Here is a 21,358-nt window from a genome sequence, read left to right on the forward strand (position 1 = left end):
GGCTCTGTCTCCTCTGTCTCCTCGATCAGCCCGCCCGTCGGCACCTGCTGGATCAGCCCGCCGGTATCTCCTCGATCCGTTCGCGGTTGAGCAGGTACGTGGGCAGGTAGGGCTGCGGCATGGCGACGGGGAAGCCGTAGTCGTACGCGAGGCTCGCCATCGCGAGGACCCCCAGCGCCACCCGGGCGCGCGGCGCCGCCGAGTCGCCCCAGTAGGAGCGGTGGTGGTCCACGGCTTCGGCCAGGGCCTTCGCGAAGGCGTCGTGGTCGCGGGCGATCAGACGGTGGAAGAGCGCGACGGGCTGGTAGTCGATCAGGTCCGCGAAATCCTTGGGCGTGTGGGTCAAGGACTCCGGATGAGACGTTTCCATGGTGGCGAGCAGCTTGGCCACGACGTCGTCCATGTTGCGCTCGGACCAGTAGGTCTGCAGGGTGTCGATCCAGTGCAGGACGTACGCGTCGACGGAGTCGTCCTGCCGCAGCACCTCAAGGGGTACCTGGCACAGGCGGTCGGCCCGTTCCGTCTGACGGCAGGCGACCGCCGCGTAGAAGGCATCGAGCCAGGCGCGGGCCTGCGCGGGCGGCGCGGCAGGGATCGCGGGCAGCTGCCGCACGATGTCCTCGCCCAGTCGGCACTCCTGAGCCCGCGCACCGGCGAACAGTGCCGTGCCGAGCTGTACGGAGACGGCCCAGGCGTCCCAGGTGTCGACGTGCGACGCCTGGGGGTCGGCGGCGCAGTGGGCGTGGGCGAGCGTGAGGGCCGAGGCGAAGGCGTCGCCCGGCCCGGCCGGGTTCTCGGCGACACCGGCCAGGGCGTCGGCCGTGGCGCGGGTGAGAGCGGCCACGTCGGACGCCTTGGCGGCGGTGGCGGTGTCGAGCCGGCCGGCCCGGTCGAGGCGGACCAGCCCCTTCATGCGACCGAGCAGTTCCGGCGGCGGCTGCAGGGAGAAGGAGCGGGTGTCGTGGTCGATGACCGTGATCGACGTCAGGCGGCCCCGGTGCCACCAGTAGACCCTCGGGGACAGTGAGCCCGGGCCGTCCTCATGGGCGCCGAGGCCGTACGCGGCAAGGCTGTTGATGGCGTCGGCCACCGAACCGTCGGCGATCGGGTGGTAGGCCAGCAGGTGCCGGGTGGGCACGACGAAGAGGGCTCCGGCGTCCGGGAGCGACTCACCGGTGACCTGCCGGACCGTTTCCGACAGGTACAGCGCCTTGCTGGCGACGAACGGGGATTCGCCGTACAGGGAGTGCAGAACCGCCCCTCCCTCGGTGGGCACTTCGTCGTGCTCGACGGGGACGCGCATCAGGTTCGCGTACGCCGCCTGCCCCAACTCCTCGGTCCCGGCGCGCTCCACGTCGGGATCGGTCAGCATGCGCACGCTGGTGGGCATGTCGAGGGAGTAGGCGAAGACAAGTCCCTCGGCCACCACGCGCGCGTACCTCATGGCACCGGCGATCTCCGGCGTGAGCGAATCCGTGGGCAGCAGCCGCGCGTGCACGCCACGGAGGAGTTCAGCGGGGCTCTCGTCGCCCTTGCTTCCCTCCGACAGGTGGCCGAAGTGGGCCGCGACCATCTCGGGCCAGTGCGCTTCCGGCGCCTGACGGCACCTCTGCGCCAGGTTGTGCAGAAAGTGGGTGTGCCCCTCCTGCGCGTACGGAGCGGCGAGTGCCCTCAGGCGGTTGGCCTGGCCGGTGGTCAGCATCGGCAGCTCGTGATCGGGACCGTCCGACATGCCAAAAGTGTTGTTCTCGTTCACCGTTGCGACTCTACGATCTCTGTGCGGGCGGATCTGACGCCGGGTCGGGAGAGGAGGGCTGGTCAGCGAAACCGGTCGGGGACCCGTGTCAGGGAGTGTCGCCGGACCAGTCCCAGCGACGGCGCCGGTCACCGGGCCGTGGGTCGTACATCGCTCGCCCGCCGGCACCGAAGTGCCCCAGCTCCGTGGGCAGGGCGACACTCGTCTCCGTCTCGCCCTCGGTCCAGCCGGTTATGTCGAGCAACAGGCCGTCCAGGGGGCCACCGACCAGCTCGCCGTAATCCCGCCCGGGCTGCGGGCCCCGGCGAGGGTCGTCGTGGTCCTGGCCGTAGACCCGGCCGCGCAGCAACTCCTCGTCCCTGTCCATGCCTCCCACCCTGCCAGCCGCCACTGACAATCCGGCCCGTGCCCGCCTGGGCACGGCTCCGGGCCTCACTCCCCGCCCGGCAGCGGCAGCTCCGGGTGGTGGCGCAGGGCTTCCAAAACCGCGCGGACCGCCGCGCGAGGCGGCGAGCCGTGGCGGATCGCCGCGGTGATGGTGCGCGTCATGGGAGTGGCGAGTTCCCTGGTCGCGACGTCGTAGCGGCGGTCGACCGCCAGGCCCGGCAGCAGCGCGATCGAGAGTCCGGCCTCGACGTGCTGCAGGGTCATCATGTAGTTGCTGAACCGGCACACCACACGCGGCTCGAAACCGGACCGGCGGCACAGGCGCAGCGCGAGATTGGCCATGTACGACTGCGGGATGTCGAATGCCCACGCCTCGTCCGCGTACGCCGCGAGGTCCACGGCGCCGCGGCCGGTCGCCGGGTGACCGGGCGGGACCACCAGCAGGACGGGGTCCATGGCCAGCGGCACGATGTCGATGTCCGGTCCGAGCGGCAGCTCGTCGAAGTCCGTGGTGGTGATGATGATGTCCGCGTCGCCGCCGCGCAGCGCGGGCATGCTCGCGTGCGGCTCCAGCTCGAGGAGCTCGACGTCGAGGTGCGGATGCTCGCGTGCGAGGCGGCTCACCGCGGGCACGGCCATGGTGTGGATCGCGCTCTGGAACGCCCCGAGCCGCACGAGGCCGGCCGGTTCCTCGCCGAATCCGCGCAGCTCCGCCTCCACGCTGCTCATGTGGTCGAGGATCGCCCGCGCCCGGCGGGCGAGGATCAGTCCTGCCGGGGTGAGCCGCACCCGGCGCCCCGTCCGTTCGAGCAGCCGGGTGCCTGTCTCGGACTCCAGCACGGCGAGCTGCTGGGACACGCTCGACGGGCTCAGATTGGCGGCCTGGGCGACCGCCCGCACGGTGCCCAGCGTGTCGAGCCGGCTCAGCAGTTGCAGCCTCCAGGGGTTCATCACGCTCCCATTCTTGTGCGGTTTTACCGAACAGGAAAGCCGGAATCGTGAGATGGACGTGTCGCTCGGCTGCCGCCTACCGTCGGCGGTATGACCGCTTCGACCACCGCCCTGCCGTCCACCGACACCTTCTGGGCCGACGCCGAGAGGCATCTCGTGCGCTACGGCGGCGAGTTCACCCACGAGATCATCGAACGTGCCGCCGGGAGCTTCGTGTTCACCGCGGGCGGCCGGAAGATCCTCGACTTCACCTCCGGCCAGATGAGCGCGATCCTCGGCCACTCGCACCCGGAGATCGTCGCGACCGTCCAGCGGCAGGTCGCGTCCCTGGACCACCTCTTCAGCGGCATGCTCAGCCGCCCTGTCGTCGACCTCGCCCGGCGTCTCGCGGAGACTCTGCCCGCGCCCCTGGAGAAGGCGCTGCTCCTGACGACCGGCGCCGAGTCCAACGAGGCCGCCATCCGGATGGCCAAGCTCGTCACCGGCAAGCACGAGATCGTCTCGTTCGCGCGCTCCTGGCACGGCATGACGCAGGCCGCCGCGTCCGCCACCTACAGCGCGGGCCGCAAGGGCTACGGGCCCGGCGCGCCCGGCAACTTCGCCATCCCCGTGCCGAACACCTACCGGCCCGACTTCACCACGGACGACGGCTCCCTGGACTGGCGGCGCCAGCTGGACTTCGCCTTCGACCTGATCGACGCCCAGTCGACCGGCAGCCTGGCCGCCTGCCTCGTGGAACCCATACTCAGCTCCGGCGGCATCATCGAGCCGCCGCCCGGATACTTCGCGGCTCTGCGGGCCAAGTGCCGGGAACGCGGCATGCTGTTGATCCTCGACGAGGCCCAGACCGGCCTGTGCCGCACGGGGACCTGGTACGCGTTCGAGCGGGACGGCGTCGTGCCCGACATCCTCACGCTGTCCAAGACGCTGGGTGCGGGATTGCCGCTGGCAGCCGTGGTGACCAGCGCCGAGATCGAGCGGGAGGCGTACGAGCGTGGCTTCCTGTTCTTCACCACGCATGTGGCCGACCCCCTGGTGGCCGCGGTCGGCAACACCGTCCTGGACGTCCTGACCCGCGACGGGCTCGACGAGCGCGCACGCTCGCTCGGCGCGTTCCTCCACCAGGGCCTTACGGACATCGCCACGCGGCACGCGGTCGTCGGCGACATCCGCGGCCGGGGTCTGCTCGCGGGGCTCGAACTCGTCGTGGACCGCGAGACCAAGCAGCACTCGAACGAGCTGGGCGCACGGGTCACCCGGCGCTGCCTCGAACTCGGCCTGCACATGAACATCGTCCAACTCGCCAACATGGGCGGAGTGTTGCGGATGGCCCCGCCGCTGACCGCCACCGAGGAGGAGCTGTCGCTCGGCCTGACGATCCTTGACCAGGCGATCGGCGAGGCCGCCGCTTCCCTCTGAGGCCCCATGGCGTCCTCGCGGGCCCGACCGGAGAACCGGTCGAGAGAGGCACTCGCCCGGCAGGTACCTACTTGGTACCTTGGACGTATGCCGTCTCTGAACGTGACTTTCACCGATGAGGAGCTCAAGGGTGTCCGCGCGGCAGCGGCGGCCGAGGGCAAGAGCCTCAAGCAGTATCTCCACGACCTCGGGGTCCGCGAGATGGAGCGCCAGAAGTTCGTCGCGGGCGCCTCTGCCTGGGCCGACCGGCTGCGGGCCGAGTTCGACGCGGCCAACCCCGAGGAGATCCCACCCTCCGCACGTCACGAGGGGTCCGCGGCCGCCTGATGGTTCTGTACGTAGACGTGTCCTGGCTGTTAGACGTCCAGGAGTTCGCGGTCGCCCCCGAGGACATGACGGTCTCGGACTACTCCGCCCTGGTCGCCGCGGTCGCCCGCCACAAGACGAAGCTGCCGACCCTGGAATCCGCCGACCCGGACGCCGCCTGGCGCGCCGCAGCCCTGCTGCACACCATCGTGCGCCTGGAGCCCCTGCCCTACCGCAACAGCCTGTACGCGGCGTTCGTCGCCGCCCAGTACATGGACCAGTCGGGCGAGGGCATCGATCCGCCCTACGGCGCGCTGTCCGACCTCATCCGCAAGATCCGCGACAGCCGGCTCAGCGTCTACGCCGTCGCCGATCAGATCAGGTCCTGGAAGGTCTGATCACCGGGCTCCGGAAGGTCTGATCACGGGGCTCGGTCGCGCGCACGGCGGAACCGCCCTCACTACCCCGAGAACGCGCTGCTCTTGAGGGATGCCAGCAGGTGGGCGGTGTCGTCGTACACCTCCGCCGCTCCGGCCTCGGAGAGGTCCTCTCGGGGGATGCCGCCGCTGAGCACGGCAAGGGGCGTGACACCCGCGCGCCGTGCGGCCTTCATGTCCCAGACCGAGTCGCCGACGAACACGCTGTCCTCCGCCTTCGCACCGGCCAGTTCCAGCGCGTGGGCGACGGGCTCCGCGGCGGGTTTGCCCTCCTCCACGTCGTCGGCGCTCGCCGTCGCGGTGATGACGTCGTCCGCGTCCACGGCGGCGCGCAACGCGTCGAGCTCGGCGCCGCCCGCGGAGGTGGCGAGGACGATGGTCCACCCGTCCCCCGCCAGGGAGCGCAGCAGCTGTCCCGCGTCCCGGAAGGCTTCGAGGCGGTCGAAGTGCGTGCCGTAGAGGGTCTTGTGCGCGGCACTGATGGCGTCGTCCTGCTCCGGATCGCGGTCCTCGCCGAGGAGGTGCTCGATCAGGTCGGTGCCGCCCAGGCCGATCGCGTGATGCACATCGCGCATCGAGACGTGGTGTCCCGCCTGCCGGAACGCCTCCCACCAGGCCGTCACATGAAGGTAGTTGGTGTCGACGAGCGTTCCGTCGACATCGAACAGGGCGGCACGCGTCACGAGGGTTCCCTTCATGGTCGGACGTGGGCTTTCACCGTAATAGCCCTACCGGCGGCACGCATGGCCGCCGCCTGCGCGCGCAGGCGGGTGAGGCTGCGACCCTGGCCCTGGGCCCGCCCCTGCCCTGCCCCGTGGCCCTGCCCACCGGGCGACACAGTGGCGCAAATGTGGCGGTCTGCCATTCCGCTTCGCGGGTACCCGGCGCCTCTCCCTACCGCTCGTGCCACCCGTTCCCGCCCGTTCCCCGACCGTTTTCCCGCCCCGGCGCCGAGGAGTCCCGCATGACGATGACGTTCCATCCCCGTGAGCAGCAAGGCGTTCCGTCGGAGCGGCACAGGGGCGCGGACCGGTGAGGGGGCGCTCTCTGCTCTCCGGGGCGCTGGTGGGCGTCGGGTTCGCCGCGTTCATCGACGAGATGGTGTTCCACCAGTTGCTGCACTGGCATCACTTCTACGACAAGGCGTCGAGCGAGGCCGGCCTCGTCTCCGACGGGATCTTCCACGCCTTCGGCTGGCTGGCGATGGTGGCGGGCCTGTTCCTGTACGCGGACCTGTGGCGCCGGGGCGCCCGGCACCTCACCGCCTGGTGGGCGGGCCTGTGCCTGGGTCTGGGCGGCTTCCAGCTGTACGACGGCACGTTCCAGCACAAGGCGTTGGAGCTGCACCAGATCCGCTACGGCGTGGACCTGGCGCCGTACGACTGGACCTGGAACGTGATCGCCGTGCTGTTCCTGCTCGCCGGCGCGCTGCTGCTGGTGCGGGCCCGCCGATGACGGCGGTGGTGCTGCTCGTGGCCGTGGGCTGTCTCGGCTATGTGGCGGCGGCCCGGCACTTGCGCCGGCGCGGCGACCGCTGGCCGCATCGGCGTGACACGGCGGTCTGCGCGGGCGGCGCGGTGTTCGCCGTCTCGACGGCCGCTCCGTGGGAGGGGTGGCCGCCGTTCACCGGGCACATGGTCACCCATCTGGGCGTCGGGATGGTGGCGCCCCTGCTGTTCGTGCTCGGCCGCCCGGTGACGCTGACGCTGCGCGCGCTGCCCGTCGGGCCCCGGCGCCGGCTTCTCTCCTGCGTCCGATCGCGGGCGGCGGCCCTGCTCGTGTGGCCGCCGCTGGCCGCGCTCGTCCACATCGCCGGGCTGTGGGCTGTGTACCGCACGCCGCTCATGGCTGCCGCGCATCACCGGCCGTGGCTGGACGCGCTCGTCAGCGTGCACCTCCTGGCCTCCGGCGTGCTGTTCTCCTTCGCCGTCCTGGCCCTCGACCCGCTGCGACACCGCGCCGGATTCGCGCTGCGCGGCGCGGCCCTGCTTGCCGCGTCCGCCGCGCACGGCATCCTGTCCAAGTCGCTCTACGTCGCGGGCCCGCCCGGCACCTCTTTCGCCTCGGCCGACCTGCATCGGGCGTCGTACGTCATGTATTACGGCGGAGACGTGGTCGGCATCGCGCTGGCGGTGATCCTGTGCCATCAGTGGTACACGGCCGAGGGCCGTGCGCTCGTACGAGCCAGGCGTGCCTCGGCTGCCGCGTGAGGGGGGCCTCGCGGGGTACCCGGCGTGCACCCCGTTCCCGGAATCCGGAGGCCCCATGTTGTCCCAGATCGTCACCGTGCCCAGCGGCGAGGGGGCACTCACCGGTGAACTGACCGTGCCGGACACGGTGTTCGGTGTAACGGTCCTCGCCCACGGCAGCGGCCCCTACCTGCGCAGCCCCCACAGCCGGGCCGTGGCCGGCACGCTGCACGACTCCGCGGTCGGGACGCTGGTCGTCGACCTGCTCAGCGCCGACGAGGCGGCCGCCGACAGGGCAACGGGGCGGCCGTACGGCGACGTCGACCTGCTGACGCACCGGCTGATCGCGTCGGTGGACTGGCTGGCCGCCCACGTCTCCGATCTGCCGGTCGGCCTGTTCTGCGCCAGCACGGGGGCAGCGGCCGCGCTCGGGGCCGCCGCCGCGAGGCCCGGCCTCGTGGACACCGTGGTCTGTCCCGACGGCCGTCCCGACCTGGCCGGGGACGAGGTGATCGGTCATCTGCACGCGCCGGTTCTGCTCATGGTCGGAGGGCGCGACACCGAGGTGCTGCGGCTGAACCGGGAAGCGGCCAACCGGATGCGCGTGCTCAGCCGGCTACGCGTGATCCCCGATGCCACGCATCTCTGCGAGGAGCCGGGGGCGTTGCACGAGGTCGCTTCCCTGGCGGCCCGCTGGTTCGCCGGGATGGGACAGACGCAGATCTGAGCGTCCGGCCGCCACACCTCCCGGCGGGTGGCGGGAGGCGTCGCGGTGGCCGCCGAGCCCCCTCTGTCCGACCCTCGCGGCCCACACTTGCCATGTGACTGGCATCACAGTGCGCCATCCCACATCCTCAGGTCATCATATGACCCGATCGCCGCACGGATTCAGAGCCGGACCGCGCCCCGAACGGCAGGACGTGGCCCGGCACAGCGAGACGAGGATGGGCATGAACGACCAGGACAGGCCGGCACGGCCGCGCGCGGGCGTGGTGGGGCTCGGGGCCATGGGGCTCGGCATGGCACGCAGCCTGCGGGACGCCGGCTTCGACGTAGGCGTCCATGATGTGCGCCCCGACGTGGCGGCGGCCTTCGCCGCGGACGGCGGCACCGACTTCGCATCCGCCGGTGACCTCGCGGCCTCCGTCGACGTCCTGGTCGGCGTCGTGGTCAATGCCGCACAGGTCGAGTCGGTCCTGTTCGGCGACGGCGGCGCGGCCGAGCGCATGCACCCGGGTTCCGTCTACGTCATGTGCTCCACGGCCGACCCCACCTGGTCCGCCGATCTGGAGCAGCGCCTGGCCGAGCGCGGCGTGCTCTACCTGGACGCACCCATCTCGGGCGGGGCCGCCCGCGCGGCAACGGGGCAGCTCACCATGATGACTTCGGGCGCCCCCACCGCGTACGCGATCGCCGATCCGGTGCTGGAGGCCATGAGCAGCACGGTCTACCGCCTGGGCGACCGGGCGGGAATCGGCTCCAAGGTGAAGGTCGTCAATCAGCTGCTCGCGGGGGTGCACATCGCCGCGGCGGCCGAGGCCATGGCGCTGGGCATCAAGGCGGGCGTACCCGCGGAGGCGCTCTACGAAGTGATCACGCACAGCGCGGGCAACTCATGGATGTTCGAGAACCGCATGGCGCATGTGCTCGCCGGCGACTACACGCCGCTGTCCGCGGTCGACATCTTCGTCAAGGACCTGGGCCTTGTGCTCGACGCGGCCCGCCCGGAGAAGTTCCCCCTCCCCCTGTCGGCCACCGCCCATCAGATGTTCCTGCAGGCGTCCGCCTCCGGTCTGGGCGGCGAGGACGACAGCGCGGTGATCAAGATCTTCCCCGGGATCGAGCTGCCCGGGCAGGAGGAGAACTGACATGGGAATCCGACTCGGTTGCATCGCCGACGACTTCACCGGCGCCACGGACCTGGCCAACAACCTGGTGCGCGCCGGAATGCGCGTGGTCCAGCTGATCGACGTACCGCCCGCAGGCGTCGAAGGGCCCGCCGACGCCGACGCCGTCGTCATCGCGCTCAAGTCCCGGACCACCCCGGCCACCGAGGCGGTCGCGGCCTCGCTGCGGGCGCTGCGGTGGCTGCGCTCCGCGGGCGCCGAGCAGATCTACTTCAAGTACTGCTCGACCTTCGACTCGACGCGGGCCGGCAACATCGGTCCCGTCACCGAGGCCCTGATGGACGCCCTCTGCACCGACTTCACGGTCGCGACCCCGGCGTTCCCCGACAACGGGCGCACCGTGTTCAAGGGACATCTCTTCGTCGGTGACGTACTCCTGGGCGAGAGCGGCATGCGGCATCATCCGCTGACCCCGATGACGGATTCCAACCTGGTGTCCGTGCTCGGTGCGCAGACCGCCCGCCCGGTCGGCCTCATCGACCACACCGTGGTCGCCGCCAGCGCGGAGGCGATCGGGGAGCGCGTCGAGACGCTGCGCAAGGAGGGTGTCGGCGCCGCGATCGTCGACGCCGTCTCGAACGACGATCTTCTGCGGCTCGGTGCGGCGGTCAAGGACCTGCCGTTGGTGACCGCGGGGTCGGGTCTGGCGATCGGTCTGCCGGCGAACTGGGGGTTCCAACCGTCGCCCGCCGCCGCCCAATTGCCGCCGCCCGCGGGCCATCAGGCCGTCGTCTCCGGATCGGTGTCCACTGCCACCAACGGTCAGGTCCAGGCGTTCCTGGACAGCGGGCGGCCCGCGTTCAGCGTGGATCCGTTGCGGATCGCGGCCGGTGAGGACGTGGCCGGGCAGGCGCTTGCCTTCGCCGCCGAGCGGCTGGCTCAAGGGCCGGTCCTCGTCTACTCCACCGTGACGCCCGACGCGGTCAAGGACGTCCAGGGCCGTCTCGGCGTCGCCGAGGCCGGTGAGCTCGTCGAGCGGACCCTGGCCCGCGTCGCCCAGGGGCTCGTCGAGTTGGGTGTCCGCCAACTCGTCGTCGCCGGTGGTGAGACCTCGGGCGCGGTGGTGCAGGCGCTCGGCGTGACGGGCCTGCGCATCGGTCCGCAGATCGACCCGGGCGTGCCCTGGTGCGCCGCGGCCCTGCCCGACGGCGACCCGCTGCACATCACGCTGAAGTCGGGCAACTTCGGCGGTCCCGACTTCTTCACCGCGTCCTTCGCCCGCCTCGGCCGGGAGACGGCATGACCGACCCGCTGAGCGCTGCCACCGGCGATCCGGACGGTGTGGACGCGGCGCGCGCAGAGATCGTCCGGGTGGGCACGAGCCTGTTCGCGCGGGGCTACGTCCACGCCAGTGCGGGCAACATCAGCGCGCGGGTGGGCGACTCCCACCTGATCACGCCCACCGACGCCGCCCTTGGCTTCCTGGAGCCCGAGCGCCTCGCGCTGGTCGATGCCGCAGGCGATCAGGTCGCGGGCGACCGCGCCAGCAAGACCCTCGCCCTGCACCGCCGTATCTGTGCCGCCGACCCCACGGCACGGTTCGTCGTCCACACCCACTCCACGCATCTCGTCGCGCTCACCCTGGCCGGCGTGTGGCGTCAGGACGACGTGCTTCCGCCCCTCACGCCGTACTACGTCATGAAGGTCGGGCACGTCCCGCTCATCCCCTACCACCGGCCGGGAGATCCCCGCGTGGCCGACCTGGTGACCGGCCACATCACTGATCGTGCAGCGGGACGCACGCCGATCAGGGCCGTGCTGCTCGACCGTCTCGGCCCCGTGGTCTGGGGTCCGGACGCCGCATCCGCTCTCGCCGTCCTCGAAGAACTCGAGGAAACGGCACGCCTCTGGCTCCTGACCGACCGTCGCCCCGAGCCGCTCCCCTCCCCTGCTCTCGACGAACTGAAGGCCGTGTTCGGCGCCTCCTGGTGACCGCGCCCCGCCCGTCGGAGAATCCCCTGAGCCGCAGTAAGGATTCCGCATGTCCACGTCCACCGAGACGGCCGAGACCCCCGAACTCGTCCGTGAGAACGCCGTGTTCCGCAAGGTCGTTCTCCGCATCGTCCCCTTCCTGATCCTCTGCTACGTCTTCTCCTATCTGGACCGCGTCAACGTCGGCTTCGCGAAGCTGCAGATGTCCGACGACCTGGGCCTGAGCGAGGCGGCGTACGGCCTCGGCGCCGGACTGTTCTTCATCGGCTACTTCATCTTCGAGGTCCCCTCGAACCTGATGCTGCAGCGCGTCGGAGCGCGCACCTGGATCGCCCGCATCATGATCACGTGGGGCCTGGTCTCGGGCGCGTTCTCGTTCGTCACGAACGAGACGACGTTCTACGTGCTCCGCTTCCTCCTCGGAGCCGCGGAGGCGGGCTTCTACCCCGGCGTCATCCTGTACTGCACCTACTGGTTCCCCTCCCACCGCCGGGCCCGCGTGATCGCGATGTTCATGTCGGCGATCCCCGTGGCCGGCATCTTCGGCAACCCGCTCTCCGGCTGGATCATGGACACCTTCGACGGGGCCGGCGGATGGCACGGCTGGCAGTGGATGTTCCTCTTGGAAGCGATTCCCGCGCTCCTCATCGGTGTCGCCACGATGTTCTACCTCGACAACGGCGTACGCAGCGCCAAGTGGCTCTCCGACGAGGAGAAGGACATCGTCGAGGCGGCGATCGCACGGGACACCGCCCACCAGAAGCACGGCCGGGTCTGGGACGGCTTCCGTGACCCCAAGGTGTGGCTGATGTGCCTCATCTACTTCTGCTTCGTGATGGGCCAGTACGCCCTGACCTTCTGGATGCCCACCTTCGTCAAGTCGTCCGGCATCGACGACACCTTCACGATCGGCGTGCTCAGCGCCGTGCCCTTCGTGGCCGCGCTGATCGCCATGAACCTCTTCGGACGCTCCGCGGACAAGCGCCGCGAACGCCGCTGGCACCTGGTCGTCCCGAGCCTCATGGGCGCCGTCGGCTTTTCCCTGGCCGCCGGATGGAGCGGATCCACCGTGCTGTCCCTGGTCGCCCTGTCCTTCGCCGCGGCCGGCGTGCTGACCTGCGCTCCGCTGTTCTGGTCGCTGCCCACCGCGTTCCTCGGCGGCACCGCGGCGGCGGCCGGGCTCGCCCTGATCAACTCCGTGGGCAACCTGGCAGGCTTCGTCAGCCCGTACATGATCGGCGGCCTCAAGGACGCCACCGGCTCGACCTCCGTCCCGATGTACGTCCTCGCCCTGAGCCTGGTGATCGGCGCGGCCGCCGTGCTGACCACCAAGAAGGACGTCGTCAACCGCTGACCGGGCCCGGCCCGGCCCCACCGCAGGAGCAAGCATGCCGAGGTTCGCCGCGAACCTGTCCATGATGTACACCGAGCACGACTTCCCCGACCGCTTCGCCGCCGCGTCGGCCGTCGGCTTCGAGGCCGTCGAGTACCTCTTCCCCTACGCCCACGAAGCCGCCGAGCTGCGCCGCCTGCTGGACGACCACGGGTTGCGCCAGGTGCTGTTCAACGCGCCGCCCGGCGCCTGGGACTCCGGGGAGCGGGGCATCGCGTCGCTGCCCGGACGCGAGGGCGAGCTCCGCTCAGGCATCGAGCGGGCGCTGGAGTACGCCGCGGCGCTCGACTGCGCCCAGGTGCACGTGATGGCCGGTCTCCTGCCGCCCGGAGCGACCCCGGCCCGGCGGGCCGCGCATCGCGCCACCTATCTGGCCAACCTGGCGTGGGCCGCCGAACGGGCGGCCGCCGTGGGCGTCGACCTCCTGATCGAGCCGATCAACGGACGCGACATGCCCGGCTACTTCCTGCACCGGCAGGCCGAGGCGCACGCTCTCGTACAGGAGGTGGGTGCCGCGAACCTCAAGGTGCAACTCGACCTGTACCACTGCCAGATCGTGGAGGGCGACCTCACCACGACACTGCGCCGCGACCTTCCCACCGGCCGCGTCGCCCATCTGCAGATCGCCGGTGTGCCCGACCGCCACGAGCCCGACCGGGGCGAACTCAATGTCGGCCATCTCTTCGACACCATCGACGAGTTGGGCTTCGACGGGTGGATCGGCTGCGAGTACATCCCCCGGGCCGGTACGAGCCAGGGGCTCGGCTGGCTCAAGAACCACCGTTGGTTCAAGAACGAACGAGGAGACCTCACATGAGGATCGTCATCACCGGCGGCTTCGGCTTCCTGGGACACCAGGTCGCCGACGCCCTGCTCGAGCGCCGGACCCTGTGCGGTGAGCCGATCGGCCAACTGGTGCTCGCCGACCGCTTCGTGCCCGACGATTCGCCGGTGGCGGCCGACCCGCTGGTGGACATCGTCCGGGGCGACCTGAGCGAACGCCTCGGCACGATCTTCGCGCAGCCCGTGGACGTCCTGATCCACCTGGCATCGGCGGTCTCCGCCGAGTGCGAGGCCGACTTCGACCTCGGCATGAGCGCCAATCTGGACACCACCCGCGCCCTGCTCGACGCCGCCCGCGCCCAGTCGGCCGCAGGCGGTCCTGTCCCCCGGGTGGTGTTCTCCAGCAGCGTCGCGGTCTACGGCTCCGATGCCGCGCTGCCGTTGCCGCCCGTGGTCAGCGAGTCGACGCTGCCGACGCCGCAGTCCAGTTACGGGACGCAGAAGCGCGTCTGCGAGCAGTTGGTCGCCGAGTACACCCGGCGGGGCTTCGTCGACGGGCGTGTGGCGCGCCTGATGACCGTCTCGGTGCGGCCGGGCAAGCCGAACGCGGCGGCCTCCGGCTTCCTGTCCGGCATCATCCGCGAACCCCTCGCCGGTCTGCCGGCCACCTGCCCGGTGAGCCCCGGCCTGCGGGTCGCCCTCGCCTCGCCGCGGCGCACCGTCGAGGGCATCATCCGTATCGCCGAGGCCGGGCGCGGCAGCGGCCCGGGTGAGCTGGAGGGCGCGCTTCCGGTCAACCTTCCGGCGCTGACGGTCACGGTCGCCGAGATGCTGCAGACGTTGCGCGAGGTGGCCGGTGATGCCGTCGCCGACCGGGTGACGGTCGCGCCCGACCCCGCCGTCGAGGCGATCGTCGGCTCGTGGCCGGCCTCGTTCGACAACGCGCGCGCCACGGCGCTCGGTCTGCGGCCCGACGAGAGTTTCGAGGCGGTCGTCAGGGCGTACGTCGAGGACCACCCCGGGGCCGTCGCACCCGCGGGCCTGCCCGCGACCGGGGCGGTCAGGCCCTGACGGATAGACTGACGAGCATGTTCTCCAAGGTGAGTGGCCCCATTCGGCTCGCGGACCGGGTCGCCGCGATCCTCTCGGAGGAGATCGAGTCCGGACGTCTCGCCGAGGGCGACAAGCTGCCGACCGAGGTCGAGTTGGTCAAGCAACTGGGCGTCAGCCGCACCGTGATCCGCGAGGCCGTCTCCCGGCTGCGCAACGCGGGCCTGGTCGAACCGCGCCAGGGCCGGGGCGTGTTCGTCATGCCCCGGCGCACCCGGCCCCTCGACCTGGAGGCCGAGTCATCCGGCACCAAGTCCAAGGTGCTGCAGATCGTGGAGGTCCGCCGCGCCATGGAGGGTGAGGCGGCCTCGCTCGCGGCCGTCCGGGCCACGCCGGAGGACGTCGCCCGGATGCGGCAGTCACTGGCCGCGATCGACAAGGCGGTGGCGGACGGCGGCGACGGGGTGGACGAGGACCTGGCGTTCCACCAGTCGATCGCCGAGTCGACCGGCAACGCGGTGATGGTCTCGACCGTGCGGTATCTGGGCGAGGTCATGCGCAGCGGCATCCGTGTCACTCGGGCCAACGAGGCGCGGCGCGACGACTTCATCGAGGCGGTCCGGGTGGAGCACCACGCGATCCTGGCGGCCGTCGAGTCGGGCGACGCGGAGGCGGCCCGCAGTGCCGTACGCCGTCACATGAAGCACGCGGCGTCCCGGCTGCAGGACGCGGACGAGGGCTTTTGGACGCAGACGGACGAGCTCCAGGTGGACTTGGACCGCCCCTGAAAGCCGCCCCCGTCACCCGATCGGGTGACGGGAAAGGACGATCATGGACCGCGGCTCGACGCTCAGCTTCGTCTCGGCCTTGTGCTCCGTCTCGTCCGGCGGGCCACCGGCCTCGTAGGTGTCGAGAAGGGTCGTCCAGCACGCCCCGTAGGTGACGTCGGGGAGCCGGAATTCCATCGGTTCCCAGTAGCAGTTGAACAGCACGAGGAACGAATCGTCGACGACGGTCCGCCCGGCGCGGTCCGGTTCCGCGATGGCGTCGCCGTTGAGGAAGACGGCCACCGCGTGCGCGTCGGGCCGGTCCCAGTCCTCCGTCGTCATCTCCGCGGCATCCGGGCGCAGCCAGACCAGGTCCGGCAGCGGCTGCCCCTGGTGCGTGACGGTGTCGCCGCGGAAGAAGCGGCGGCGGCGCAGGATCGGGTGTTCGGTGCGCAGCGCCACCACCCGGCGGGTGAATTCCAGGAGTTCCGCGCGTTCCTCGTCGAGGTCCCAGTCGATCCACGATGTCTCGTTGTCCTGGCAGTACGCGTTGTTGTTGCCGCGCTGGGTGCGGCCCAGTTCATCCCCGTGGCCGAGCATCGGAATGCCCTGCGAGAGCATCAGCGTGGCCAGGAAGTTGCGCTGCTGCCGGGCCCGCAGTGCGCGCACCTCGGGGTCGCGCGTGGGGCCCTCCGCGCCACAGTTCCAGGACCGGTTGTTGCTCTCGCCGTCACGGTTTCCCTCGCCGTTGGCCTCGTTGTGCTTGGTGTCGTACGAGACCAGATCGCGCAGGGTGAATCCGTCGTGGGCGGTGATGAAGTTGACGCTGGCGCGCGGGCGGCGCCGGTCACGCTGGTAGAGGTCGGCGGAGCCCGTCAGGCGTGAGGCGAACTCCGCGAGTGTCCGGTCGCCGCCACGCCAGAAGTCCCTGACACAGTCGCGGTACTTGCCGTTCCATTCGGACCACAGCGGCGGGAAGTTGCCCACCTGGTAGCCGCCGTCACCGAGGTCCCACGGCTCGGCGATCAGCTTGACGCGGCTGATCACGGGGTCCTGCTGGATGAGGTCGAAGAAGGCGGAGAGCCGGTCCACCTCGTGGAACTGTCGGGCGAGCGTTGCGGCCAGATCGAATCGGAATCCGTCCACGTGGCATTCGGTGACCCAGTAGCGCAGCGAGTCCATCAGCAGCTGAAGGACGTTGGGGTGGCGCATCAGCAGGCTGTTGCCCGTCCCCGTGGTGTCGTAGTAGCGGCTGAAGTCGTCGTCGGACAGCCGGTAGTAGGAGGCGTTGTCGATGCCTCGGAAGGAGAGGGTGGGGCCGTTCTCGTTGCCTTCGGCCGTGTGGTTGTAGACCACGTCGAGGATCACCTCGAGCCCTGCCGCGTGCAGGGCCTTCACCATGCTCTTGAACTCGTCGACCTGCTGACCGAGTGTTCCGCGGGCCGCGTACGTGTGATGCGGCGCGAAGAACCCGATCGTGTTGTAGCCCCAGTAGTTGGACAGTCCCTTGTCGAGCAGGAATCCGTCCTGGACGTACTGGTGCACCGGCATCAACTCGACCGCGGTCACCCCCAGCGAGGTCAGATGGTCGAGGACGGCCGGTGCGGCCAGGCCCGCGTAGGTGCCGCGCAGCTCTTGGGGGACGCCGGGGTGGGTGCGGCTCAGTCCGCGTACGTGTGTCTCGTAGATGACCGAGTCGGCGTAGGCGTGCGAGGGCGGTCTTTCACCCGTCCAGTCGAAGGCCGGGTCGATCACGACACCGCACAGGGCGGCGGGTCCGGCGCCGTCGCGGGACGCCCTGCCTCGGACGGGTGCGTCCGCGGACGCTCGGTCGTCGCGGAGGTCATGGACCGCCCTGGCGTAAGGATCGAGGAGGAATTTCTCCGGGTCGCAGCGATGTCCGGCCGCGGGCAGCCACGGGCCGTGCACCCGATAGCCGTAGCGCTGGCCCGGTCCGACGTCCGGCAGGTAGCCGTGCCACACCGTGCCGTCGGCCTCCGCCAGCGTCACGCTCCGCTCGGTGCCGTCCGCGTCCAGGAGGATGAGGTCGACCTGCTCGGCCACCTCGCTGAACAGGGCGAAGTTCGTTCCTTCGCCGTCGTACGTGGCGCCCAGCGGGAAAGGTCGGCCGGTCCACACGCGCACAAAGATCTCCTGTCGGTTGCCCCTGGTCCCCTGCTTCGACCATCGGGCATGCTGCGGGTGCGCGCCCTTTCGGGAGCGCACCCGCAGCAACGTCCGGTCAGGCGGGGCCGGCGACCTCGAGGGGCGTCACCACTTCCGGCGCGCCCACGCCGACCGGCTGCGAAACGGCGCGGGGCAGGGGCTTGGCCTCGATCGTGTCGGGCTCCGGCCCCTTGGGAACCAGGGGTTCGCGAAGCTCCGTACGGCTGCGCAGCGAGAACCAGACGATGTGCCGGTCATCCGCGGTGCAGCTGCCCCATCCGTCGCTGAGCGCCGCGATCTCGGCCAGCGAGTGCGACTCGACACCGTGCTCACCCATGACGGTCGGATCGCCGTGCGAGACGGCGGTGATCAGGTGCTGACCCGTCCACCACGTCTCGATCGCGGTCCGTCCGGCAGTGATGTTCCGTGTCGCGGGCTCCAGCAGGAGACCGATCCCGCGCGACACGTCAGAAACGTGCTGCTCCAGCCCCCAGTACCTCAAATGGGCGGCCAGGATGCGTCGGATCTGACCGACGCGTTCCGGCACCAGATCCACGTCGAGGTGGTAGTAGCGGGGCACTGAGTGGTGCTTCATCGTTCATGCTCCTCACCGCGGAGCCCACGCCGCGGCGCTGCGGCGCGGAGCCGGGACACGCACGGAACGTGAGCGGGGTTCGCTCGAGAGTCAGCACCAGCCTCACCCCCCTACTCCATTCGTGCAACACGAGAGTGACCGGCCGCGCACTCTGCGTTCAACAGGACGGCGAGCGCTTCACCTCGCACCATGGGGGAGGGAGTGAACCCGCCGTGACGGGGCGCTCCCCCTCCGTGAACGGTCCGCGAGCCCGCCAGGGCTCGCCGTTGCGGAGGTCCAGGAGGTCGAGTGCGATGCGGGCGGAGCGCGCCACAGAAGACGTCGGTCGGCAACTGGTGAGGTACCGCGCCTGGCAGCGCCGCTTCCTCGCCTCGCCCGGCGATCCCGCGGTGCGCGCGCAGTTCGAGCTCGCCGTGGCCGCACTGTGCGCGGTGACGAGCCGGCGCTGCGGGCGAGAGGCGGCCGAGGCCGCGGAGCGCCCGCATGACCCCGAGCCGGCCGGCCGCAGGTCCCCGCCCGGCGGCGATTGACGCGGCACGTGAGGCCGCAGGGAAACGAAGCGACGACGATCAACTCGCACGGTACGACCCGGAGGTGGACAGCATGTCGGTGGACCCCAGCCACATCCGCATCCCCATCGAGGATGTGCGGCCCTGTGTCCACGGCGGCCTGCGTCCGGCGAAGGCGGTCGTCGGCGAGGCCGTCGAGGTGACGGCCCTCGTGTTCGCCGAAGGCTCCGCCGTGCTCGGCGCGGAGGCGGTCCTGTACGCGCCCGACGGCCGTACGGTTCGGCGCGGGGCCATGCGGGAGATGGAACCGGGCACGGACCGGTGGGCCGCGGATGTCACCCCGGACGCGATCGGCCGCTGGACCTTCTCCGTCGAGGCCTGGACCGACCCGATGGCCGCCTGGCAGCGCGACGCGGTGATCAAAGTGCACGCCGACGTGGACACCGGGGTCACCCTCGAGGACGGGATCGTGCTCTTCGAACGGGCCGTCGCGCAGGCCCCCGACGACACCGTGCGCTCGACCCTGAAAACGGCGCTCGGCCTGCTGCGCGACGACACCCGCTCCCCCTTGGACCGTCTGGCGGCGGCCACCTCGCCGGAGGTGCGCGCGCTCCTGTCGGCCCATCCCTTGCGCGAACGCCGGACCGAGAGCGCCGTGTTGCCGCTGCTCGTGGAGCGGGAGCGGGCGCTGTTCGGGTCCTGGTACGAGTTCTTCCCGCGCTCGGAGGGCGCCGTCGTGCGCGAGGGACAGCCGCCGACATCAGGCACCTTCCGTACCGCGGCCGAGCGCCTGGAAGCCGTCGCCGCGATGGGCTTCGACGTCGTCTACCTGCCCCCCATCCACCCCATCGGCACCACCTACCGCAAGGGCCCCAACAACTCCCTGTCCCCCGGACCCCACGACGTCGGCGTGCCCTGGGCCATCGGCTCCCCCGAAGGCGGCCACGACGCGATCCACCCCGACCTGGGCACCCTGGAGGACTTCGACGCCTTCGTGCGCCGCGCCCGCGACCTGCACCTCGAAGTCGCCCTCGACTTCGCCCTGCAGTGCTCCCCCGACCACCCCTGGGTCGACAAACACCCCGAGTGGTTCCAGCACCGCGCCGACGGCAGCATCGCCTACGCCGAAAACCCTCCCAAGAAGTACCAGGACATCTACCCCCTGGCCTTCGACCGCGACATGCCCGGCCTGATCACCGAGACCGTACGCCTGCTGCGGTTCTGGATGGACCACGGCGTACGCATCTTCCGCGTCGACAACCCGCACACCAAGCCCGTCACCTTCTGGGAACAGGTCCTCGGCGACATCAACGCCACCGACCCCGACGTCATCTTCCTCGCCGAGGCCTTCACCCGCCCCGCCATGATGCGCACCCTGGCCGCCATCGGCTTCCAGCAGTCCTACACCTACTTCACCTGGCGCAACACGAAGCAGGAACTGACGGACTACGTAAAGGAGTTGGCCGGTGAGACGGCCGCCTACATGCGGCCGAACTTCTTCGTCAACACGCCGGACATCCTGCCCGAGTTCCTGCAGAACGGCGGCCGTCCGGCCTTCGAACTGCGCGCGGTCCTTGCCGCGACCCTCTCTCCGGCGTGGGGCCTCTACAGCGGATACGAACTCTGCGAGAACACGCCCCTGAAGTCCGGCGGCGAGGACTACCTGGACTCGGAGAAGTACCAACTGCGCCCGCGTGACTGGGAATCCGCCGAGCGCACCGGCTCCACCATCGCGCCGCTGATCGCCACGCTCAACGCGATCCGTCGACGCCATCCGGCGCTGCACCGGCTGCGCAACGTGTGCTTCCACCCCACGGACAACGACCAGGTGATCGCGTACAGCCGCCATGAGCCCGGCGACACGGTGCTGGTGGTCGTGAACCTCGACCCGCACCACACCCAGGAAGCGACCGTACGCCTCGACTGCACCCGCCTGGGCATCACGCCCGGCACCACCTTCCGGGTGCGCGACGAGCTGAGTGACGCGACCTTCACGTGGGGCGAGGCCAATTTCGTCCGCCTGACACCGGGTGTCTCCCCCGCGCACGTATGCGCGGTCGACTGAGGAAGCACGCGCCCCCAGCCGTGCGGCAACGGAGGATGCATGACCATCAACAAGCCGGTTTCCGACCTGTTCGAGGACACGCCCGCCAAGGACCGGGACCCCGAGTGGTTCAAGCGCGCGGTCTTCTACGAGGTCCTGGTCCGCTCCTTCCACGACAGTGACGGCGACGGCATCGGCGACCTCAAGGGCATCACCGCCAAGCTGGACTACCTGCAGTGGCTGGGCGTCGACTGCCTGTGGCTGCCGCCCTTCTTCACGTCACCCCTGCGCGACGGCGGTTACGACGTCGCCAACTACATCGCCGTGCTACCCGAGTTCGGGGACCTCGGGGATTTCGTCGAATTCATCGACTCCGCGCATCAGCGGGGCATGCGCGTGATCATCGACTTCGTGATGAACCACACCAGCGACCAGCACCCGTGGTTCCAGGCATCCCGCACCGACCCCGAAGGACCCTACGGCGACTACTACGTCTGGGCCGACGACGACAAACAGTACGCCGACGCCCGCATCATCTTCGTCGACACCGAAGCCTCCAACTGGACCTTCGACCCGGTGCGCAAACAGTACTTCTGGCACCGCTTCTTCTCCCACCAGCCCGACCTCAACTACGAAAACCCCGCCGTCCAGGAAGAAATCATCTCCGCCCTACGCTTCTGGCTCGACCTGGGCATCGACGGATTCCGCCTCGACGCCGTCCCCTACCTCTTCGCCGAAGAGGGCACCAACTGCGAAAACCTCCCCCG

Annotated in this window: 22 protein-coding genes; 16 read left to right on the plus strand and 6 right to left on the minus strand. The window is 70.4% G+C overall.

Annotated elements, in window-relative coordinates:
- Positions 1-52: 52 nt before the first annotated feature.
- From ACWGIH_RS35325 to ACWGIH_RS35335, 3 genes are all read right to left on the minus strand, one after another.
- The gene (locus ACWGIH_RS35325) at positions 53-1,732 is read right to left on the minus strand and encodes an immunity 49 family protein (RefSeq protein WP_453691742.1); all 1,680 of its coding nucleotides are present in this window, start codon (positions 1,730-1,732) and stop codon (positions 53-55) included.
- 112 nt (positions 1,733-1,844) lie between these two features.
- Positions 1,845-2,123 carry a hypothetical protein gene (locus ACWGIH_RS35330; RefSeq protein WP_453449697.1) on the minus strand — a complete coding sequence of 93 codons (279 nt, stop codon included), beginning with the start codon at positions 2,121-2,123 and terminating at the stop codon, positions 1,845-1,847.
- A 65-nt stretch (positions 2,124-2,188) separates the two neighbouring features.
- Positions 2,189-3,094: a LysR family transcriptional regulator gene (locus ACWGIH_RS35335; protein WP_453449761.1), complete on the minus strand. Its 906-nt coding sequence runs from the start codon at positions 3,092-3,094 to the stop codon at positions 2,189-2,191.
- A 90-nt stretch (positions 3,095-3,184) separates the two neighbouring features.
- Here ACWGIH_RS35335 and ACWGIH_RS35340 point away from each other — a divergent pair, with 90 nt between their 5' ends.
- The 3 genes from ACWGIH_RS35340 to ACWGIH_RS35350 all read left to right on the plus strand — a co-directional run bounded on the left by ACWGIH_RS35340 (position 3,185) and on the right by ACWGIH_RS35350 (position 5,217).
- A complete protein-coding gene (locus tag ACWGIH_RS35340; RefSeq protein WP_453449696.1) occupies positions 3,185-4,513 on the plus strand; it encodes an aspartate aminotransferase family protein in 1,329 nt (442 codons plus the stop codon).
- 87 nt (positions 4,514-4,600) lie between these two features.
- A complete protein-coding gene (locus ACWGIH_RS35345; protein ID WP_363212908.1) occupies positions 4,601-4,840 on the plus strand; it encodes a hypothetical protein in 240 nt (79 codons plus the stop codon).
- Positions 4,840-5,217, plus strand: coding sequence for a toxin Doc (locus ACWGIH_RS35350; protein WP_365828467.1), 378 nt, complete (start codon positions 4,840-4,842; stop codon positions 5,215-5,217). The genes ACWGIH_RS35345 and ACWGIH_RS35350 overlap by 1 nt, the downstream gene beginning before the upstream one ends.
- Before the next feature lie 62 nt (positions 5,218-5,279).
- Here ACWGIH_RS35350 and ACWGIH_RS35355 read toward each other — a convergent pair whose 3' ends face one another.
- Positions 5,280-5,939 (minus strand): HAD family hydrolase, encoded by a 660-nt coding sequence (locus ACWGIH_RS35355; RefSeq protein ID WP_453449695.1) that lies wholly within the window; start codon positions 5,937-5,939, stop codon positions 5,280-5,282.
- Between the two features lie 349 nt (positions 5,940-6,288).
- Between ACWGIH_RS35355 and ACWGIH_RS35360 the strand changes: the two genes are divergently transcribed.
- The 10 genes from ACWGIH_RS35360 (at position 6,289) to ACWGIH_RS35405 (ending at position 15,298) form a co-directional block, all read left to right on the plus strand.
- Complete coding sequence (locus ACWGIH_RS35360; protein ID WP_363212904.1) at positions 6,289-6,711, plus strand: DUF2243 domain-containing protein; 423 nt, start codon at positions 6,289-6,291, stop codon at positions 6,709-6,711.
- Positions 6,708-7,466, plus strand: coding sequence for a cytochrome c oxidase assembly protein (locus ACWGIH_RS35365; protein ID WP_453449694.1), 759 nt, complete (start codon positions 6,708-6,710; stop codon positions 7,464-7,466). The genes ACWGIH_RS35360 and ACWGIH_RS35365 overlap by 4 nt, the downstream gene beginning before the upstream one ends.
- A 55-nt stretch (positions 7,467-7,521) precedes the next feature.
- Complete coding sequence (locus tag ACWGIH_RS35370) at positions 7,522-8,172, plus strand: dienelactone hydrolase family protein (RefSeq protein ID WP_453449693.1); 651 nt, start codon at positions 7,522-7,524, stop codon at positions 8,170-8,172.
- Between the two features lie 223 nt (positions 8,173-8,395).
- Positions 8,396-9,313, plus strand: coding sequence for an L-threonate dehydrogenase (ltnD, locus tag ACWGIH_RS35375; protein WP_453449692.1), 918 nt, complete (start codon positions 8,396-8,398; stop codon positions 9,311-9,313).
- Between the two features lies 1 nt (position 9,314).
- Positions 9,315-10,595 (plus strand): 3-oxo-tetronate kinase, encoded by a 1,281-nt coding sequence (gene otnK / locus ACWGIH_RS35380; RefSeq protein ID WP_453449691.1) that lies wholly within the window; start codon positions 9,315-9,317, stop codon positions 10,593-10,595.
- The gene (locus ACWGIH_RS35385; RefSeq protein ID WP_453449690.1) at positions 10,592-11,284 is read left to right on the plus strand and encodes a class II aldolase/adducin family protein; all 693 of its coding nucleotides are present in this window, start codon (positions 10,592-10,594) and stop codon (positions 11,282-11,284) included. Before otnK ends, ACWGIH_RS35385 begins: the two co-directional genes overlap by 4 nt.
- Before the next feature lie 49 nt (positions 11,285-11,333).
- A complete protein-coding gene (locus ACWGIH_RS35390) occupies positions 11,334-12,638 on the plus strand; it encodes an MFS transporter (RefSeq protein WP_453449689.1) in 1,305 nt (434 codons plus the stop codon).
- A gap of 34 nt (positions 12,639-12,672) precedes the next feature.
- Complete coding sequence (otnI, locus tag ACWGIH_RS35395) at positions 12,673-13,494, plus strand: 2-oxo-tetronate isomerase (RefSeq protein WP_453449688.1); 822 nt, start codon at positions 12,673-12,675, stop codon at positions 13,492-13,494.
- A complete protein-coding gene (gene denD / locus ACWGIH_RS35400; protein ID WP_453449687.1) occupies positions 13,491-14,531 on the plus strand; it encodes a D-erythronate dehydrogenase in 1,041 nt (346 codons plus the stop codon). The genes otnI and denD overlap by 4 nt, the downstream gene beginning before the upstream one ends.
- Positions 14,532-14,548: 17 nt before the next feature.
- Complete coding sequence (locus ACWGIH_RS35405; protein ID WP_453449686.1) at positions 14,549-15,298, plus strand: FadR/GntR family transcriptional regulator; 750 nt, start codon at positions 14,549-14,551, stop codon at positions 15,296-15,298.
- A gap of 12 nt (positions 15,299-15,310) precedes the next feature.
- Here the strand turns inward: ACWGIH_RS35405 and glgX are convergent, their stop codons facing one another.
- The gene (gene glgX, locus ACWGIH_RS35410) at positions 15,311-17,422 is read right to left on the minus strand and encodes a glycogen debranching protein GlgX (RefSeq protein WP_453449685.1); all 2,112 of its coding nucleotides are present in this window, start codon (positions 17,420-17,422) and stop codon (positions 15,311-15,313) included.
- A gap of 97 nt (positions 17,423-17,519) precedes the next feature.
- Positions 17,520-18,038, minus strand: coding sequence for a pep a2 (locus ACWGIH_RS35415; protein ID WP_453449684.1), 519 nt, complete (start codon positions 18,036-18,038; stop codon positions 17,520-17,522).
- Positions 18,039-18,331: 293 nt separating this feature from the next.
- Between ACWGIH_RS35415 and ACWGIH_RS35420 the strand changes: the two genes are divergently transcribed.
- The 3 genes from ACWGIH_RS35420 to ACWGIH_RS35430 form a co-directional block, all read left to right on the plus strand.
- The gene (locus ACWGIH_RS35420) at positions 18,332-18,568 is read left to right on the plus strand and encodes a DUF5133 domain-containing protein (RefSeq protein ID WP_453449683.1); all 237 of its coding nucleotides are present in this window, start codon (positions 18,332-18,334) and stop codon (positions 18,566-18,568) included.
- 73 nt (positions 18,569-18,641) lie between these two features.
- Entirely contained in the window at positions 18,642-20,612 is a 1,971-nt protein-coding gene (locus ACWGIH_RS35425) for a maltotransferase domain-containing protein (RefSeq protein ID WP_453449682.1), read from the plus strand.
- 39 nt (positions 20,613-20,651) lie between these two features.
- Positions 20,652-21,358 (plus strand): alpha-amylase family glycosyl hydrolase (locus tag ACWGIH_RS35430; protein WP_453449681.1); only part of this gene is annotated, 707 nt, incomplete at its 3' end.

Source organism: Streptomyces sp. NPDC054872 (assembly GCF_053610705.1).

Excerpts from the sequence above, each read along its gene's own strand:
- ACWGIH_RS35325 (WP_453691742.1), bottom strand. The coding sequence starts at position 1,732 with ATGTCGGACGGTCCCGATCACGAGCTGCCGATGCTGACCACCGGCCAG.
- ACWGIH_RS35330 (WP_453449697.1), bottom strand. The coding sequence starts at position 2,123 with ATGGACAGGGACGAGGAGTTGCTGCGCGGCCGGGTCTACGGCCAGGAC.
- ACWGIH_RS35335 (WP_453449761.1), bottom strand. The coding sequence starts at position 3,094 with ATGAACCCCTGGAGGCTGCAACTGCTGAGCCGGCTCGACACGCTGGGC.
- ACWGIH_RS35340 (WP_453449696.1), top strand. The coding sequence starts at position 3,185 with ATGACCGCTTCGACCACCGCCCTGCCGTCCACCGACACCTTCTGGGCC.
- ACWGIH_RS35345 (WP_363212908.1), top strand. The coding sequence starts at position 4,601 with ATGCCGTCTCTGAACGTGACTTTCACCGATGAGGAGCTCAAGGGTGTC.
- ACWGIH_RS35350 (WP_365828467.1), top strand. The coding sequence starts at position 4,840 with ATGGTTCTGTACGTAGACGTGTCCTGGCTGTTAGACGTCCAGGAGTTC.
- ACWGIH_RS35365 (WP_453449694.1), top strand. The coding sequence starts at position 6,708 with ATGACGGCGGTGGTGCTGCTCGTGGCCGTGGGCTGTCTCGGCTATGTG.
- ACWGIH_RS35370 (WP_453449693.1), top strand. The coding sequence starts at position 7,522 with ATGTTGTCCCAGATCGTCACCGTGCCCAGCGGCGAGGGGGCACTCACC.
- ltnD (WP_453449692.1), top strand. The coding sequence starts at position 8,396 with ATGAACGACCAGGACAGGCCGGCACGGCCGCGCGCGGGCGTGGTGGGG.
- otnK (WP_453449691.1), top strand. The coding sequence starts at position 9,315 with ATGGGAATCCGACTCGGTTGCATCGCCGACGACTTCACCGGCGCCACG.
- ACWGIH_RS35385 (WP_453449690.1), top strand. The coding sequence starts at position 10,592 with ATGACCGACCCGCTGAGCGCTGCCACCGGCGATCCGGACGGTGTGGAC.
- ACWGIH_RS35390 (WP_453449689.1), top strand. The coding sequence starts at position 11,334 with ATGTCCACGTCCACCGAGACGGCCGAGACCCCCGAACTCGTCCGTGAG.
- otnI (WP_453449688.1), top strand. The coding sequence starts at position 12,673 with ATGCCGAGGTTCGCCGCGAACCTGTCCATGATGTACACCGAGCACGAC.
- denD (WP_453449687.1), top strand. The coding sequence starts at position 13,491 with ATGAGGATCGTCATCACCGGCGGCTTCGGCTTCCTGGGACACCAGGTC.
- ACWGIH_RS35405 (WP_453449686.1), top strand. The coding sequence starts at position 14,549 with ATGTTCTCCAAGGTGAGTGGCCCCATTCGGCTCGCGGACCGGGTCGCC.
- ACWGIH_RS35415 (WP_453449684.1), bottom strand. The coding sequence starts at position 18,038 with ATGAAGCACCACTCAGTGCCCCGCTACTACCACCTCGACGTGGATCTG.
- ACWGIH_RS35420 (WP_453449683.1), top strand. The coding sequence starts at position 18,332 with ATGCGGGCGGAGCGCGCCACAGAAGACGTCGGTCGGCAACTGGTGAGG.
- ACWGIH_RS35425 (WP_453449682.1), top strand. The coding sequence starts at position 18,642 with ATGTCGGTGGACCCCAGCCACATCCGCATCCCCATCGAGGATGTGCGG.